Origin of the sequence: Halorhodospira halophila SL1 (assembly GCF_000015585.1) — a bacterium.
Lineage (GTDB): Bacteria > Pseudomonadota > Gammaproteobacteria > Nitrococcales > Halorhodospiraceae > Halorhodospira > Halorhodospira halophila.
Genome location: NC_008789.1, coordinates 1,166,655 through 1,180,130, shown reverse-complemented (window position 1 = coordinate 1,180,130; position 13,476 = coordinate 1,166,655). Strand labels below are relative to the sequence as shown.

At 69.4% G+C, this 13,476-nt stretch carries 12 protein-coding genes; 6 read left to right on the top strand and 6 right to left on the bottom strand.

All coding sequences use genetic code 11. The annotated features are described in order from the left end of the window. Positions 1-6: 6 nt before the first annotated feature. The 6 genes from odhB (at position 7) to HHAL_RS05510 (ending at position 5,713) form a co-directional block, all read left to right on the top strand. Positions 7-1,296, top strand: coding sequence for a 2-oxoglutarate dehydrogenase complex dihydrolipoyllysine-residue succinyltransferase (odhB, locus tag HHAL_RS05535; protein ID WP_011813884.1), 1,290 nt, complete (start codon positions 7-9; stop codon positions 1,294-1,296). Positions 1,297-1,362: 66 nt separating this feature from the next. Further along, positions 1,363-2,784, top strand: coding sequence for a dihydrolipoyl dehydrogenase (gene lpdA / locus HHAL_RS05530; protein ID WP_011813883.1), 1,422 nt, complete (start codon positions 1,363-1,365; stop codon positions 2,782-2,784). A gap of 100 nt (positions 2,785-2,884) precedes the next feature. Further along, positions 2,885-3,724, top strand: a complete 840-nt coding sequence (locus tag HHAL_RS12565) for an META domain-containing protein (protein ID WP_011813882.1) — start codon at positions 2,885-2,887, stop codon at positions 3,722-3,724. Between the two features lie 2 nt (positions 3,725-3,726). Beyond that, entirely contained in the window at positions 3,727-4,374 is a 648-nt protein-coding gene (locus HHAL_RS05520; RefSeq protein ID WP_011813881.1) for a class I SAM-dependent methyltransferase, read from the top strand. A 91-nt stretch (positions 4,375-4,465) separates the two neighbouring features. Continuing rightward, positions 4,466-5,434, top strand: coding sequence for a patatin-like phospholipase family protein (locus tag HHAL_RS05515; RefSeq protein ID WP_011813880.1), 969 nt, complete (start codon positions 4,466-4,468; stop codon positions 5,432-5,434). Positions 5,435-5,443: 9 nt separating this feature from the next. Then, positions 5,444-5,713, top strand: a complete 270-nt coding sequence (locus HHAL_RS05510; RefSeq protein WP_011813879.1) for a hypothetical protein — start codon at positions 5,444-5,446, stop codon at positions 5,711-5,713. Positions 5,714-5,716: 3 nt separating this feature from the next. Here HHAL_RS05510 and HHAL_RS05505 read toward each other — a convergent pair whose 3' ends face one another. Genes HHAL_RS05505 through HHAL_RS05480 form a run of 6 tightly spaced genes read right to left on the bottom strand, consistent with a single transcriptional unit; the run spans position 5,717 to position 13,275 of the window. Next, on the bottom strand, positions 5,717-6,298 hold the full coding sequence (locus tag HHAL_RS05505) for a class I SAM-dependent methyltransferase (protein ID WP_011813878.1): 582 nt from the start codon (positions 6,296-6,298) through the stop codon (positions 5,717-5,719). A gap of 6 nt (positions 6,299-6,304) precedes the next feature. Next, the gene (locus tag HHAL_RS05500; RefSeq protein WP_011813877.1) at positions 6,305-7,324 is read right to left on the bottom strand and encodes an ABC transporter ATP-binding protein; all 1,020 of its coding nucleotides are present in this window, start codon (positions 7,322-7,324) and stop codon (positions 6,305-6,307) included. Beyond that, a complete protein-coding gene (locus HHAL_RS05495) occupies positions 7,321-8,298 on the bottom strand; it encodes an ABC transporter ATP-binding protein (protein WP_011813876.1) in 978 nt (325 codons plus the stop codon). The genes HHAL_RS05500 and HHAL_RS05495 overlap by 4 nt, the downstream gene beginning before the upstream one ends. Beyond that, positions 8,298-9,632 carry an ABC transporter permease gene (locus HHAL_RS05490; protein WP_011813875.1) on the bottom strand — a complete coding sequence of 445 codons (1,335 nt, stop codon included), beginning with the start codon at positions 9,630-9,632 and terminating at the stop codon, positions 8,298-8,300. Before HHAL_RS05490 ends, HHAL_RS05495 begins: the two co-directional genes overlap by 1 nt. After that, positions 9,629-10,741 carry an ABC transporter permease gene (locus tag HHAL_RS05485; RefSeq protein ID WP_011813874.1) on the bottom strand — a complete coding sequence of 371 codons (1,113 nt, stop codon included), beginning with the start codon at positions 10,739-10,741 and terminating at the stop codon, positions 9,629-9,631. Before HHAL_RS05485 ends, HHAL_RS05490 begins: the two co-directional genes overlap by 4 nt. Before the next feature lie 2 nt (positions 10,742-10,743). Next, positions 10,744-13,275, bottom strand: a complete 2,532-nt coding sequence (locus tag HHAL_RS05480) for an ABC transporter substrate-binding protein (RefSeq protein WP_011813873.1) — start codon at positions 13,273-13,275, stop codon at positions 10,744-10,746. Positions 13,276-13,476 lie beyond the last annotated feature (201 nt).

Here is a 13,476-nt window from a genome sequence, read left to right as displayed (position 1 = left end):
ACCTGCATGAGCGTCGAGATCAAGGTTCCAGCGCTGCCCGAGTCCGTCAGTGAGGCGACAGTGGTGGCCTGGCACAAACAGCCCGGGGAGGCGGTGACCCAGGACCAGAACCTGGTCGACCTGGAGACCGATAAGGTTGTCCTGGAGGTCCCGGCCCCCGCCGACGGTGTGCTGGAGGCGATCGACCGGGCCGTGGGCGATACGGTGACGCCGGACGACGTCCTCGGCCGTGTCGAGGCGGGTGCGGCCCCGGCGGCCGAGGTCGCCTCGGCGGCAGCCGCGGGCGGACAGGCGTCGGCGGAGTCGGCCCCGGGGAGCGCCGGTGACGCGGCCTCCGGCGCGGCCCCGCCGGCGGCGGAGGCCCCGGCTCCAGCAGCCAGCCTGGATGGTCTGAGCCCGGCGGTGCGCCGACTGGTCCGCGAGCACGGGCTCGATCCGGCGCAGATCGAATCGTCCAGTGGGGACGGGCGCCTGACCAAGGAGGACGTCCTGCGCCACCTGGAGCGTCGCGCCGAGGCCGAGGCGGCGCCCACAGCGGCTACAGCGCCGCAGAGCGCTCCCGCCGAGGAGTCCGCCGCAGCCGCCCCCCTGGGGGGGCGGCCCGAGCAGCGGGTACCGATGACCCGCCTGCGCCAGCGCATCGCCGAGCGGCTGGTCGAGGCGCAGCAGAACGCGGCCATGCTCACCACCTTCAACGAGGTGAACATGCAGCCGGTGATGGATCTGCGCGCCCGTTACCGCGAGCGCTTCGAAAAGGCCCACGACGTGCGCCTGGGTTTTATGTCGTTCTTCGTCAAGGCGGCGGTGGAGGCCCTCAAGCGCTACCCGGCGGTCAATGCCTCCATCGATGGGCAGGACATCATCTACCACGGGTATTACGACATCGGCATCGCCGTCTCCTCGCCGCGCGGCCTGGTGGTGCCGGTGCTCCGCGATGCCGATCGCCTCTCCTTCGCCGAGATCGAGGCGCAGATCAACGAGCTCGGCAAGCGCGCCCAGCAGGGCAAGCTGAGCATGGACGAGCTCACCGGCGGGACCTTCACCGTTACCAACGGCGGCATCTTCGGCTCGCTGCTCTCCACGCCGATCATCAACCCGCCGCAGAGCGGCATCCTGGGGATGCACAAGATCCAGGAACGGCCGGTGGTCGAAGACGGTGAGATCGTGGTCCGGCCGATGATGTACCTGGCCCACACCTACGACCATCGCCTCATCGACGGCCGGGAAGCCGTGCAGTTCCTGGTGACCATCAAGGACTGCATCGAGGATCCCGCCCGCCTGCTGCTCGAGGTCTAGCGGCGCAGGCCCCTCGTGGGCCGGATGCGTCCGAGCGCACACACAACCACAGAACAGGGTCGCAACATGTCCAATCACTACGATGTCATCGTCATCGGTGCCGGTCCCGCCGGCTACAGCGCTGCCATCCGCTGCGCCCAGCTGGGCATGCGCACCGCCGTGGTCGACGCCTTCGTCTTCAAGGACGGCGAACCCGCCCTGGGCGGGACCTGCCTGAACGTCGGCTGCATCCCCTCCAAGGCGCTGCTCGACAGCTCCGAGCAGTACCACAAGGTCACCCACCAGCTCAGCGCCCACGGCATCACGGCCCAGGGGGTGGAGCTGGATGTCGAGAAGATGATCGCCCGCAAGGATCGGGTGGTGAAGGACCTGACCGGCGGCATCCGCCAGCTGTTCAAGGCCAACAAGATCGAGTGGCTGCACGGCCACGGTCAGCTGGTCGAGGCGAAGACCGTGGAGGTGCGCCGTCCGGATGGCAGCACCGAGCGGCACAGCGCTGACTCCGTGGTGCTGGCCACGGGCTCGCAGAGTGTCGAGCTCGGCGCCGCACCACTGGATCACGAACGCATCGTCAACTCCGATCGGGCCCTGGACTTCACCGAGGTCCCGGAGCGACTCGGTATCATCGGCGCCGGGGTCATCGGCCTGGAGATGGGGTCGGTGTGGAGCCGGCTTGGTTCCGAGGTCGTGCTGCTCGAGGCGCAGGACGAGTTCCTCGGGCCGGTGGACCGCCAGGTGGCGCGCACCGCGCAGAAGGAGTTCAAGAAGCAGGGCCTGGACATCCGCTTGGGCTGCCGGGTGACCGGCACCCGGGTCGATGGCTCGGTCACGGTCTCCTACGAGGACAAGAACGGGAAGCAGGAGCTGGAGGTCGATCGCCTCATCGTCTGCGTCGGCCGTCGCCCGAACACCGACGACCTGTGCTCCAAGGAGGTGGACCTGCTCCTCGATGAGCGCGGCTTCATCAACGTCGACGAGGACTGCAAGACCAACCTGCCGGACGTCTACGCCGTCGGTGACGTGGTCCGCGGCCCGATGCTCGCCCACAAGGGCCAGGAAGAGGGGATCGTGGTGGCCGAACGGATCGCCGGTAAGGGGGGGCACCTCAACTACGAGACCATCCCCTGGGTCATCTACACCGACCCCGAGATCGCCTGGGTGGGCCGGACCGAGGAGCAGCTGAAGAAGGCCGGCATCCCCTACAACACCGGGGTTTTCGGCTTCGCTGCCAATGGTCGGGCCCGCGCCATGGATCAGACGGCGGGGATGGTCAAGCTCATCGCCCACGCCGAGACCGACCGGCTGCTCGGGGCCCATATCATCGGCCCGCAGGCCTCCGAGCTCATTGCCGAGGCCGTGGTGACCATGGAGTTCGCCGGTTCCGCCGAGGACATCGCCCGGACCATCCACGCCCACCCGACGCTCTCCGAGACGGTCCACGAGGCGGCCCTGGCCGTCGGCAAGCGGGCGATCCACAAGGCCAACTGAGCCGGCTCAGGCCCCCGCGCCGCCCCCGCCCGGGGGCGGCCGCCGGTCGGGTCAGCGCCAGCGGCCCCGCTGGGCGACAGTTTTGGGGTATTCTGGAGCCATGACCGCCCTTCGTACCTTCGCTCCCGCCGTTACTGTCTGGCTGATGCTGCTCTTGCTGGCCGCCTGCGCTGCCCCCGAACAGGCGCCGGACGCCGAGGTGGTCCCGGCCCCCGAGGAGACGCCCCCAGCTCCGTCGGCGGAGTCCGCCGAGACGCCGGACACCGCGCCGGAGCCGGCGCCGGGGCTGGGTACCGTCGACCAATCCTTCGTCGCTCGTGGCCAGGAACCTGGCTGGATGCTGCGCATGGACGGGGAGCAGCTGCGTCTGCTGGCCGACTACGGCCAGGTCGAGGTCACCGCCGAGCAACCCGCCCCGGAGACCACGGACGCGGGTCAGCGTTATACCGCCGAGACCGACGACGGTCGGTCGTTGGAGGTGGTGGTCGAGCAGGCGCTGTGCGCCGACTTGGCCACGGGCATGCCGCACCCCTATCGGGTGCACTACCAGCTCGACGGCGAAGGGCACCGTGGCTGCGGCGGCGATCCCCACGCGTTGCTGACCGACGGCGGGTGGCAGATCGTCGCCGTCGACGGCCAGTCCCCCGAGACGGTGGTGACCCTGAGCTTCGATTGCGAGGGAAGGGTGCACGGGCAGGCGCCGTGCAATCGTTACCTGGGCGGCTACCGGCTCACCGGCGAGCGGATCGTATTCAGTGGCCTGGCCGCCACCCGCATGGCCTGCAGTGATGCCGACCTGACCGAGGCCGAGCAGCGCTATCTCGGCGTGCTGGCGGATGTCCATTTCCTCTACATGCCCGACGAGGACCGTCTGCGGTTGATGACCGCCGACGGGAGGCGCCTTGAGGCGATCCGCACGGGGGCCGAGGGGGCGCCGTGAGCATGCGTCCGTGTCCCCTCTGTACCGATGCGGCACGGTTGTTCCACCGCGCCGAGCGGGACTACTACCGGTGCCCGAGTTGTGCCCTGGTTCATGTGCCGCCGGATCAGCACCTGTCCACGCCGGACGAGAAGGCGGTCTACGACCAGCACCAGAATGCGGTGGACGATCCGGGGTATCGGCGTTTCCTGGCCCGGGTTGCCGATCCGCTGATGGCGACGGTGCCGCCGCCGGCGCAGTTGCTCGACTTCGGCTGTGGCCACGGCCCGGCCCTGGCGGCGATGTTCCGGGAGGCGGGGTACCGGACCGCCGTCTACGACCCCTTCTACTACCCCGACCCGGCGCCGCTGCGCGAACGCTATGAGCTGGTCACCGCCACCGAGGTGGTCGAGCACCTGGCCGAGCCGGCCGCCGAGCTCGACGGCCTCTGGGGGTGTCTGCGCCCCGGGGGATGGCTGGGCATCATGACCAAGCGGCAGCCGCCCGCTGAGGCGTTCCCGACCTGGCACTATCTGCGCGACCCCACACACGTGGCCTTCTACGCCGAGGCGACCTTCCACTGGCTCGCCCGGCGCTGGGGGGCGCAGCTGTACCTGCCGCGCAGTGATGTGGCCCTACTGCACCGCCCGGCCGGCGCGGCGTCGCCGTGACGACAGCGGCATCCGGACTTGCTATGTTCAGAGGGTGCCCTGCAGCAGCACCCGGTATCACGCCCCCACGCCCCCGAGTCGAGGATCCGAAGTGACACGAGACCTGCCCGATCGCCCGCGACGGCATACCCTGAAGATGATGGTCAGCGCATCCATGTTGCCGCTGGTGGGGATGTCGGCGGCCCCCCTCTCCGGTGCCCGGGCCGCCGAAGGGGAGGGCGGGCCGCGTATTGGCCTGGCGCTGGGCAGTGGCGGGGCCCGCGGCCTGTCCCACCTGCTGGTCTTCGAGGCCCTCGAGGAACTCGGTGTGCGGCCGCACCGGATCAGTGGCTGCAGCATCGGCGCCATCATGGGCGCGCTCTACGCGGCCGGCCTGAGCGCCGAAGAGATCCGCGCGGGGATCGACGAACTCGTCGCCGATCAGGACGAGAACTGGCTGCGGACCCTGATGGGCGGCAAGTGGCGACAGTGGCTGGACTTCGTGCAGCCGTCCGGGCGCGACGGCGGGCTGGTAGAGTCCGACGCCTTTATCGCTCACCTGCGTAAAAAGACCGGTGTATCGCGCTTCGGTGAACTCGAGATCCCGCTGCAGGTGGTGGCCACCGACTACTGGGAGCGTGAGGCGGTGGTCTTCGACGCCGGGGCGCTCTGGCCAGCGGTGCAGGCGAGCATGGCGATGCCCGGGCTGTTCAGCCCGGTGTCCTACCGCGACCGCGTGCTGGTGGATGGCGGGCTGACCAATCCGGTGCCCTTCGATCTGCTTAGCGAGGATTGTGATGTGGTCGTGGCGGTGAACGTGCTCGGCAGTCGCGAGGAGGGCGGGGGCGAAACCCTGAACAATCCCGCCTATCTGGACAACATCTTCAACACCTTCCAGATCATGCAGTACTCGATCCTGCAAGAGAAGAGACGGCGCGAGGCGCCGGATATTCTCATCAGCCCGGAGATCCGCGATATCCGCGTGCTCGACTTCCACAAGGTGGACACCATCCTCGAGCAGGCGCAGTCCGAGGTCGATGCCCTGCAAGACGAGCTGCGCGAGCTGCTCGACCAGTGGTGATGCGGGCCGATGGTTGAACTGTTCGACACCGGCCGGATCATCGACGCCATCCTGCTGCTGATGGTCCTCGAGGGGGCGCTCCTCTATCTGGTTTACCGGCGTAGCGGGTGGGGGCTGGCCCCGGGGACCCTGGTGACCACGCTGGCGGCGGGTGGCTTTCTGCTGCTGGCGCTGCGCGCGGCGCTGACCGATGCCGCCTGGTACTGGGTCTCGGCGTGGCTGCTGGCGGGGTTGGCGGCGCACCTGGCCGATCTGTGGCAGCGGCTGCGCCCGCAGTGATGGCTACACCTTATAAGCGGCGAAGCAGCGCATGACCCCGCGGGCCTGGCGCGAGGCGTCGTCGATCCGGAACCCCGCCGCTCGGACGGCCGCTTCGGTATCGCGGTTCAAGTGGCAGCCGCCGCTCAGCGTGGTCCAGGCCGGCTGGATGCGATCCTGGATCCGGCCCGCCAGCCCCGGAGAGCGGACATGCTCGAGCATGCGCAGCACCCCGTCGCCGTCGAGGACCCGACGGATCTCCGCCAGCCCCGCCGCCACGTCCCCCACGCTGCAGAAGCTCAGGCTGGTGGTGACGGTGTCGAAGTGGCCCGCCGGGAAGGGCAGCGCCTCGGCGCGACCCACGCACAGCGGGGCCTGCGGCGCCCTGCGCCGGGCCCGGCGCAGGGCTGCGGCGTCCGGATCGATGCCCCAGACCGTGGTCCCTGCCGGGTACAGTGGCAGTGTCCGCCCGGTCCCGCACCCCACCTCCAGGACCCGACCCCGGGCCCCGTCGACCAGCGCCTGGCGCCAGCGACCCATGCCCAGGCGCTCGCAGACGGCCATGCCGGTGTCATAGAGCCACGGGATACGCTCGACGCCACGCATCGGGGCCTACTCGCGCAGCCAGCAGGCGGCGCGGTGCTCCGGGTGGGGCCGGAAGTCCGGGGGCGGCGGGTCCAGCTCGCAGCGGTTGACCATGGCGTACGGACAGCGTGGATGGTAGCGGCAGCCGGAGGGTGGCTGGATCAGGCTCGGGGCCTCGCCCCCGGGGACCGGGCGCGGCCGTCCGGCGTTAGCGGCGTCGGGATCCCCGAGCGCGCTGAGCAGGGCCTCGGTATACGGGTGCTGCGGGCGCTGGAGCAGCGCGCCCACCGGCGCCTGTTCGATGATCCGTCCGCCGTACATCACCATGGCTCGGTCCACGTAGTGGCGGACCGTGGAGAGGTCGTGGGTGATGTAGAGCAGGGCCAGCCGGTGCTCCTGCTGGATGCGATGGAGCAGGTTGAGGATCTCCACCCGCACCGAAGCGTCGAGCATGGAGACGGGCTCGTCGGCGATGATCATCGCCGGGCGCAGCAGCAGGGCGCGGGCGATGACCACACGCTGCTGCTGCCCGCCGCTGAGCTGGTGGGGAAACTTCGCGGCAACGTCGGCCGCCGGTGTCAGGCCGACCTCCTCCAGGGCCGCCTTGATCCGCCGCCAGCGCTCGGCCCGCGGGCGAACGCCGTGGATGATCAGCGGCTCGGCTAGAATCCGCTTCACCTCCATGAACGGTGGCAGGGCCCCGTAGGGATCCTGTTGGACATAGCCGACCTGGGCCCGGTACGCCTTGAGGGCCGCGCCGTTGAGCGCACCCAGCTCGGTACCGGCAAAACGCACCGAGCCCGCGGTGGGCCGGTGGAGAGCGAGCAGGGTGCGCGCCAGCGAACTCTTGCCGCAGCCGCTCTCGCCCACCACAGCGACGGCCTCCCCGGCGTCCAGGGTGAAGGTGACGCCGTCGACGGCGTGTACCGTGCCGGTACGCAGGAAGCCCCACTGACGCAGCTCGAAGTGGGTGTAGAGGCCGTCGACCCGGAGCAGGGCCTCGTCGGCGCCGACGGTCGGTTGCGCCATGGGTGCGTGCGAGCTCATTGTCCCCCTCCCGAGCGGTGGTGAAGCCAGCAACGAACCCAGTGGCGGGTGTCGTAGGCCACCTCCGGGGGCGGCTCGCTGCAGCGCTCGAAGGCCTTTGGGCAGCGCTCGGCGAAACGGCAGCCGCGCGGAGGCTCGAGCAGGCTCGGCGGGCTTCCGGGGATGGCGCGGGGCGGCTCCTCCTGATGGAGCCGCGGGACCGAGTCCATCAGCAGCCGTGAGTAAGGGTGAGCGGGCTCGCCGAAGAATGCCCCGGCGCTGGCGGTCTCCACCACCTGGCCGGCGTACATCAGGGCCACGCGGTCGGCGAGCTCGCTGGAGGTGGCGATGTCGTGGGTGATCAGCACGAAGCTGACCCCGCGTTCGGCCTTGATGCGCTTGAGCACGTTCATGATCGACGCCTGGGTCAGCACGTCGAGGGCTGAGGTGGGCTCATCGAGGATGACCAGATCCGGTTCGGTGACCAGGGCCATAGCCAGCACGGCCCGTTGGCGCATGCCGCCGGAGAGTTCGTGGGGGTAGCGGCGCAGGAAGTCCGTGGCGATGCCGACCTCTTCGAAGGCGGCCGCGGCCCGCCGCTGGGCCTCCCGCCGGCCCAGTCGATGATGGACCCGCAGCGGTTCGGCGACCTGCTCGCCCACCCGCACCACTGGGTTGAGGGCGTTCATGGCGGCCTGCATCACCAGGGCGATCCGCACCCAGCGCACCTCGCGGCGAAAGCGCTCTTCCGAAAGGCCGAGCACCTCGCGCCCGTCCAGGCGCATCTGTCCGCTGGGGGCGTGGGCGTTGCGCGGCAGGGTGCGCAGCAGGGTTCGAGCCAGCGAGCTCTTGCCGCAGCCGGATTCGCCGAGTATGGCCAGGGCCTCATTGCGGCGCACCTCAAGGTGGACGCCGTCGACCGCCCAGAGTGTGCCGCGCTCGGTGGCGTACCCCAGGCGCAGATTCTCGATCTCGAGCAGCGGAGCGCCGGCCATCAGATGCTCCTCAGCCGCGGGTTGAAGATCCGGTCCAGGGCAAAGCCGAGCATGGCAAAGCCGAGCCCGGTCAGCATCAAGAGCGCCGCCGGTGACAGCACCCAGTAGTAGAACCCGTGGTAGAGCGCGCTCTGGGCCTGGGCGTCGTGGAGGACCTTGCCCCAGGTCGGTAGCACCGGGTCACCCAGGCCGAGGACCGCCAGCGACGCCTCCAGGAAGACGTACGTGGGGATCAGGGTCACGAAGGTCGGGATCAGTACCGGCAGGATCCGCGGCACCATGTAGCGCAGGATGATCCGCCCGCCGCTGGCCCCGTAAGCGCGGGCTGCCTCGATGTAGGGTGCCTGGCGGATGGGCAGGAGCATGGAGCGGTACATCTTGATCCCGGCGCTGAATATGCCCAGCACCACCACCACGCCGAGCATCAGCCAGATGCTGGTCGAGTAGAGGGTGCCGATCATCACCAGGATGGGCAGCAGCGGCAGGATGATGTTCACCTCGGTGAGCCGCTGGATGGTGGCGTCTACCCAGCCGCCGTACCAGACCCCGGTGGCGGCGATGATCAGGGTGGTGATCGTGGTGCCGACGGCGGCCAGCAGCCCAAAGGCCAGCGCCACCGGTGTGCCCCAGAGCAGGGCGACAGCCAGATCGCGGCGCTGGTGGTCGGTGCCGAAGGCGCCGTGGACCTGCCCGTAGACGACCAGGTCAGCGTGCATCCGGGCCAACTCCTCAAAGTGCACCGTCTCGATGATCAACTCGTAGGTGCCGCCGCGCACCACCGGGTTCGGCGTGCCGGGCTCGGCGTCGGTGAACAGGCCGACCTGGGGCGGGAAGCCCAGCCGGCTTTCCAGCTGCCGGTCCTGGGAGATCGAGAAGCGTTCCCGCTCGCCGATCCGCCGGGCGTCGATGGGGATCTCCTGGCCGTCCGGGGTGCGCCAGTAGACCCGTGCAAAGGGCTGGCCCTCCTCGAACTCCGCCTCGAGGAACAGGTTGATCTCCGAAGGGAAATCGTCGTACGGAAAGTCCACCTTGAGGGTGGTGGTCTCGAGCCGGGCCGCGCCCAGGTCCTGGGTCTCGGTGGGCGCGTCGTCGCTGGAGGCAGTGATGGTGCGCGGCGCCTCGCCACCGAAGAGCCGATCGGTCCATGCCGGGCTGGCGTTGACCGGCAGATCCTGCCAGGCATCGCCGCCGCGCCAGAGCTTCTGCGCCTCGGAGTAGGGGATGGCGGTGACGGCGTAGACCGCGGTGGCGAGCAGCATGGCGATGATCAGCAGCCCCACCACGGCCGAAGGGTAGCGTCGTACCTGGGTGAGTCCGTCGCGCCAGCGGATCATCGCTGCCCCCCGTCGATACGGACCCGCGGGTCCAGGATGGCGTAGAGGAAATCCAGCAGGAACACGGTGACCGCCAGCAGGTAGGCGAAGACGACCACCGAGCCGATGATCACCGGCGTGTCACGGTGGCCGATGGCCTCGAACAGCAGTGTCCCCAGGCCCGGCCAGTTGAACACCTGCTCGAGGATGATCGCCCCGCTCCACAGGCCGATGAGCATCAGCAGGAAGCTGGTGATGATCGGCGAGAGCGTCGGCCGCAGGATGTAACGCTGCTCGACCAGCGCGTCGGGTAGCCCCTTGGCCCGGGCCATCTCCACGTAGTCCTCGCTGGAGTGGATGAGAAAGAAGGTTCGCCACGAGTAGATCGATATGAAGATCTGGGCGATGAACATCGCCGCCACCGGCAGGGCCATGTGCCGGATCACGCTGGCCGCGTAGGCCCACGGGTCCTCGGGCGGCGGTACCGCCACCATCCCCCCGGTTGGCAGCAGCGGGAAGATGAAGGCGAACAGCAGGATCAGGAAGATGCCGTAGAACCACGCCGGGGCCGCCGAGGTGGGGGCCAGGCCGATGACGCTCTGGTCCAGACGGCTGCCGTAGCGCCGGGACAGCGACAGGGCGGCGAAGACCGAGACGAAGAACACCAGCAGGTTGGCCGTGCCGAAGAGCAGCAGCGTCGCCGGGAGCCGCTCGACGATGATGTTGTAGACCTGCCGGGATCCCGCGTCGCTGTGCATCTGCTCGGCGCGCCCGAGGTCGAGGGTCATGGCCGCGCGCAGGTAGTCGAAGCTGCGCAGGATGAACGGCTCGTCGAGACGCAGGCGCTCGACCTCCAGGTCGATCTGCCGCTGCATCAGCTCCTCGCGCTCCTCCGAGTCCAGATCCTGGAAGGCCGGGTCGCCGCGGACCTGCTCGGCGACCTCGCCCTGGATCTGTGCCATGCGCAGCTCGTCCACCTGGCCGCCCATGTTGGCGATGAGGATGGTCAGGTAGACGCCGACCAGCACGGTCAGCAGCAGCGCGATCACCCGCTTGGCGGTGAAGACCCCCAGATAGCGAAGGTCGCGCAGCAGGGAGGCGGTACGGCTGGCGGGTGCGGCGGTGGCCACGGTTACTCCTCCTCCTCGCCGTCTGCTTCAGCCTCGCCGGCGGGCAGCGTGGCGAAGGCGTGGGTGGCGAAGGCCGGCAGGGCCACGCTCTGCGAGGTGACCGCTAGCTCCAGGCTGTTGGCCCCGGTGCCCAGCGCCTCCAACTCCTCGGCCGGGACGCGGATATGCCACTCCCCGCCTGCAGCGGGTTCGGCCTCGCGCTCCAGCACCAGCTGGTCGTTCTTGTCGAAGAGCAGGAAGCGCGCCGCCTCGATCTCTTCACCCGGGTAGGCTTCGCCGGCGTAGGTGATGCGCACCGTCAGCTCCAGGTCATCGCCGCGCTCGACCAGCAGCGGCCCGTCGATCTCCAGTTCCGGGATCCGCGGATCAGTAAAGCGCAGCCACTTGTCCGACGGGTCCGGGTGGTCGGCGTAGCGGCGCAGGACGATGCTCCCCTCCACCGGGCGCACCGAATGCAGGTAGAAGGGGCCGTCGTCGACCCAGAAGTGGCCGCGCTCCCGGTGCCACTCGCCCAGGGCGCGGTAGCGCTCGGCGGCCTCGCCCTCGCGCAGCCACGTGCCGAGGACGTCCTCGAAGGGCACCTGCTCGCTCTCGGTGGCGGCCTGCAGGTAACCCCGGAGGATCTCCAGGCTGGGGCCGGAGACCAGGTTGAGCCACTCCACGTCCATGCGGTCGGCCTTGCTGGAGGAGAAGGCCAGCTCGCCGCCGCGTTCGGCCTGGATGCCCAGGTTGAGTACGTGCCAGGGCAGGGCGCCGGGGATGCGGGCGGCGACGAGGTTTTCGGCGTCCGGGTAGACCTGGTCGCTGTAGACCTCGACGGTCAGGGGGTCGGTATCGATCATGCGCCAGCCGCGGAAGTTGCGCTGGTAGACCTCAAACTCTGGCAGATGCGATGGATCGAACAGCGGGCTGTCCTCGTCGGCCCGGGCGAAGCTGAGGATCCACGGCAGCACCACGTCGGCCACCGAGACCTGTGAGCCATCGTGCCAGCGCCGCTCCAGGTAGTCGTCCTCGTAGTGGAGCACCACCCGCGAGCGTGCGGTCAGCCCGTCCTCGTGCCGGTCGTCGACGGTGAGGATGCGCTGCTCCTCCGGGTCCCAGTCGATCCAGGCGTCGCCCGGGATCTCGATCTCCTCGGTGGTCTCCAGCGACACCCAGTCCAGGGTGCGAGAGACCGGCGCGTCTTCGGTCACGGTGACCTCGGCCGACTCGATGCGCTGCGGCCAGTAGAGGCCGGTGAAGGGGTCGGGCAGCACTGCCGAGTCGGTCAGGCCGCGCAGGATCATCCGGTCGAAGATCCAGTTACTGCCCGCGACCGGGTTCCAGGGCTCGGTCAGCATGCTCGGGGTGGCGGCCACCACCCGGCCGCCCACGCGGTCGCTGAAACGCAGGGTGAAGGGCCACAGCTGAGAGCCCGAGAGCCCCCCGGCCAGGTCCCCGGCGACTTCCAGATCGGCGGCGTGGGGCCAGACGCTGAGCTGATCGACCAGCCAGATGCGCGCCGAGTTCTCCATGGCCAGTTCGAGCCCCTCCTTCATGAGGGTCTGGCGCTCCTCGACACTGCTGTAGTCGCGCCGCTCCAGGCGTTCGGCGGCGGTGCTGAACGCCTCGGTGGGGTCGTACGCCTGCCACAGTGGATCGGGACGGCCCCGGGGCGTGTAGTAATAGTTCAAGTCGTCGCCAATGTCCCGGTTGATCACCGTCGACACCCAGGCGCCGGTGTAGATGTGCCAGCGCCCGGCCGCCGGGTCCCCGGTCATCCAGATCCGCGACGCCTCCTCCGCCGTGCGGTAGAGGCGCTCGACCGCGAAGCCGAGGTCCTCCATGAGGTTGGCGATGTAGTCGCCGACCCGCTCGCGGTTGTCCTCGGTGCGAATGAGTACCGACAGGGTCACCGGCTCCCCCTGGTAGTACCAGCGGCCGCCCCGGCGCTCGGCGCCGAGGGCTTCCATCTCCTCGGCGATGGTCGCCTCGGCGCGGTCCGGGTCGTGGCGGTACTCGAGCTCCAGGGATCGGGCGGTCTCCGCCAGGCGGGCGTAGTCCGGGAAGGCGGTGTTGATCGGCAGATAGCGGGGGACGGCGAGGCCACCGAAGAGCTCCTCGGCCACATAGCGCCGGTCGACGAGGCGGTTGAGCGCCTCGCGGATGCGGGGCTCCTGGAACGGATTGAGCCGCTGATCATCCTCGAAGGCCGCCGGGTTGAGGGTTAGTTCGATGGCCGTGCCGTGGGAGAGAAAGTGGCCGACCTGGTCGGAATCCTGCGCCTGACGGAAGATCGTGGCGCTGTCGATGCCCTGGGTGAACAGGTGGTGTGAGCCGTGCTCGATCAGCGCAGTGAGCCGGCCCGGGTCGGACTCCTCGGTGAAGACCACCTCATCGACCAGGGCCCCGCGGCGATCGGCCGGCTCACCAGGTTCGCCCCGGTTGCTGGTTTCGGTGTCTGCGCCGCGCTGTTCGCCGATCATCAGCACGGCGGCGATCGCCCCGGCGATCAGGGCCAGCACGGCCAAAGGGAGATAGGTGCGCGGCGCCATGGGTCGTGCCTGTGAATCCTCGCTGCGGGGTCGGTTTTTGACCGCAGCTCATGGTGCACCAAGCGCCGCGCGGGGTCCAACGGAGGGCTTGACCCGGTGCGCGCCCAATGGACCGCGAATCGGAACATTGTTGGGAATAATGGTTATTGCGCCGCATGGCCCGCGATGAGCGTCCATAGAGGGCTAAAAGGTAATGTAACC

Bases quoted from the DNA above. Each gene is read 5' to 3' on its own strand.
- HHAL_RS05495 (WP_011813876.1), bottom strand. From the start codon at position 8,298: ATGGCCGGCGCTCCGCTGCTCGAGATCGAGAATCTGCGCCTGGGGTAC.
- HHAL_RS05505 (WP_011813878.1), bottom strand. From the start codon at position 6,298: ATGCGTGGCGTCGAGCGTATCCCGTGGCTCTATGACACCGGCATGGCC.
- HHAL_RS05510 (WP_011813879.1), top strand. From the start codon at position 5,444: ATGGTTGAACTGTTCGACACCGGCCGGATCATCGACGCCATCCTGCTG.
- HHAL_RS05480 (WP_011813873.1), bottom strand. From the start codon at position 13,275: ATGGCGCCGCGCACCTATCTCCCTTTGGCCGTGCTGGCCCTGATCGCC.
- lpdA (WP_011813883.1), top strand. From the start codon at position 1,363: ATGTCCAATCACTACGATGTCATCGTCATCGGTGCCGGTCCCGCCGGC.
- HHAL_RS12565 (WP_011813882.1), top strand. From the start codon at position 2,885: ATGACCGCCCTTCGTACCTTCGCTCCCGCCGTTACTGTCTGGCTGATG.
- HHAL_RS05490 (WP_011813875.1), bottom strand. From the start codon at position 9,632: ATGATCCGCTGGCGCGACGGACTCACCCAGGTACGACGCTACCCTTCG.
- HHAL_RS05500 (WP_011813877.1), bottom strand. From the start codon at position 7,324: ATGAGCTCGCACGCACCCATGGCGCAACCGACCGTCGGCGCCGACGAG.
- HHAL_RS05520 (WP_011813881.1), top strand. From the start codon at position 3,727: ATGCGTCCGTGTCCCCTCTGTACCGATGCGGCACGGTTGTTCCACCGC.
- odhB (WP_011813884.1), top strand. From the start codon at position 7: ATGAGCGTCGAGATCAAGGTTCCAGCGCTGCCCGAGTCCGTCAGTGAG.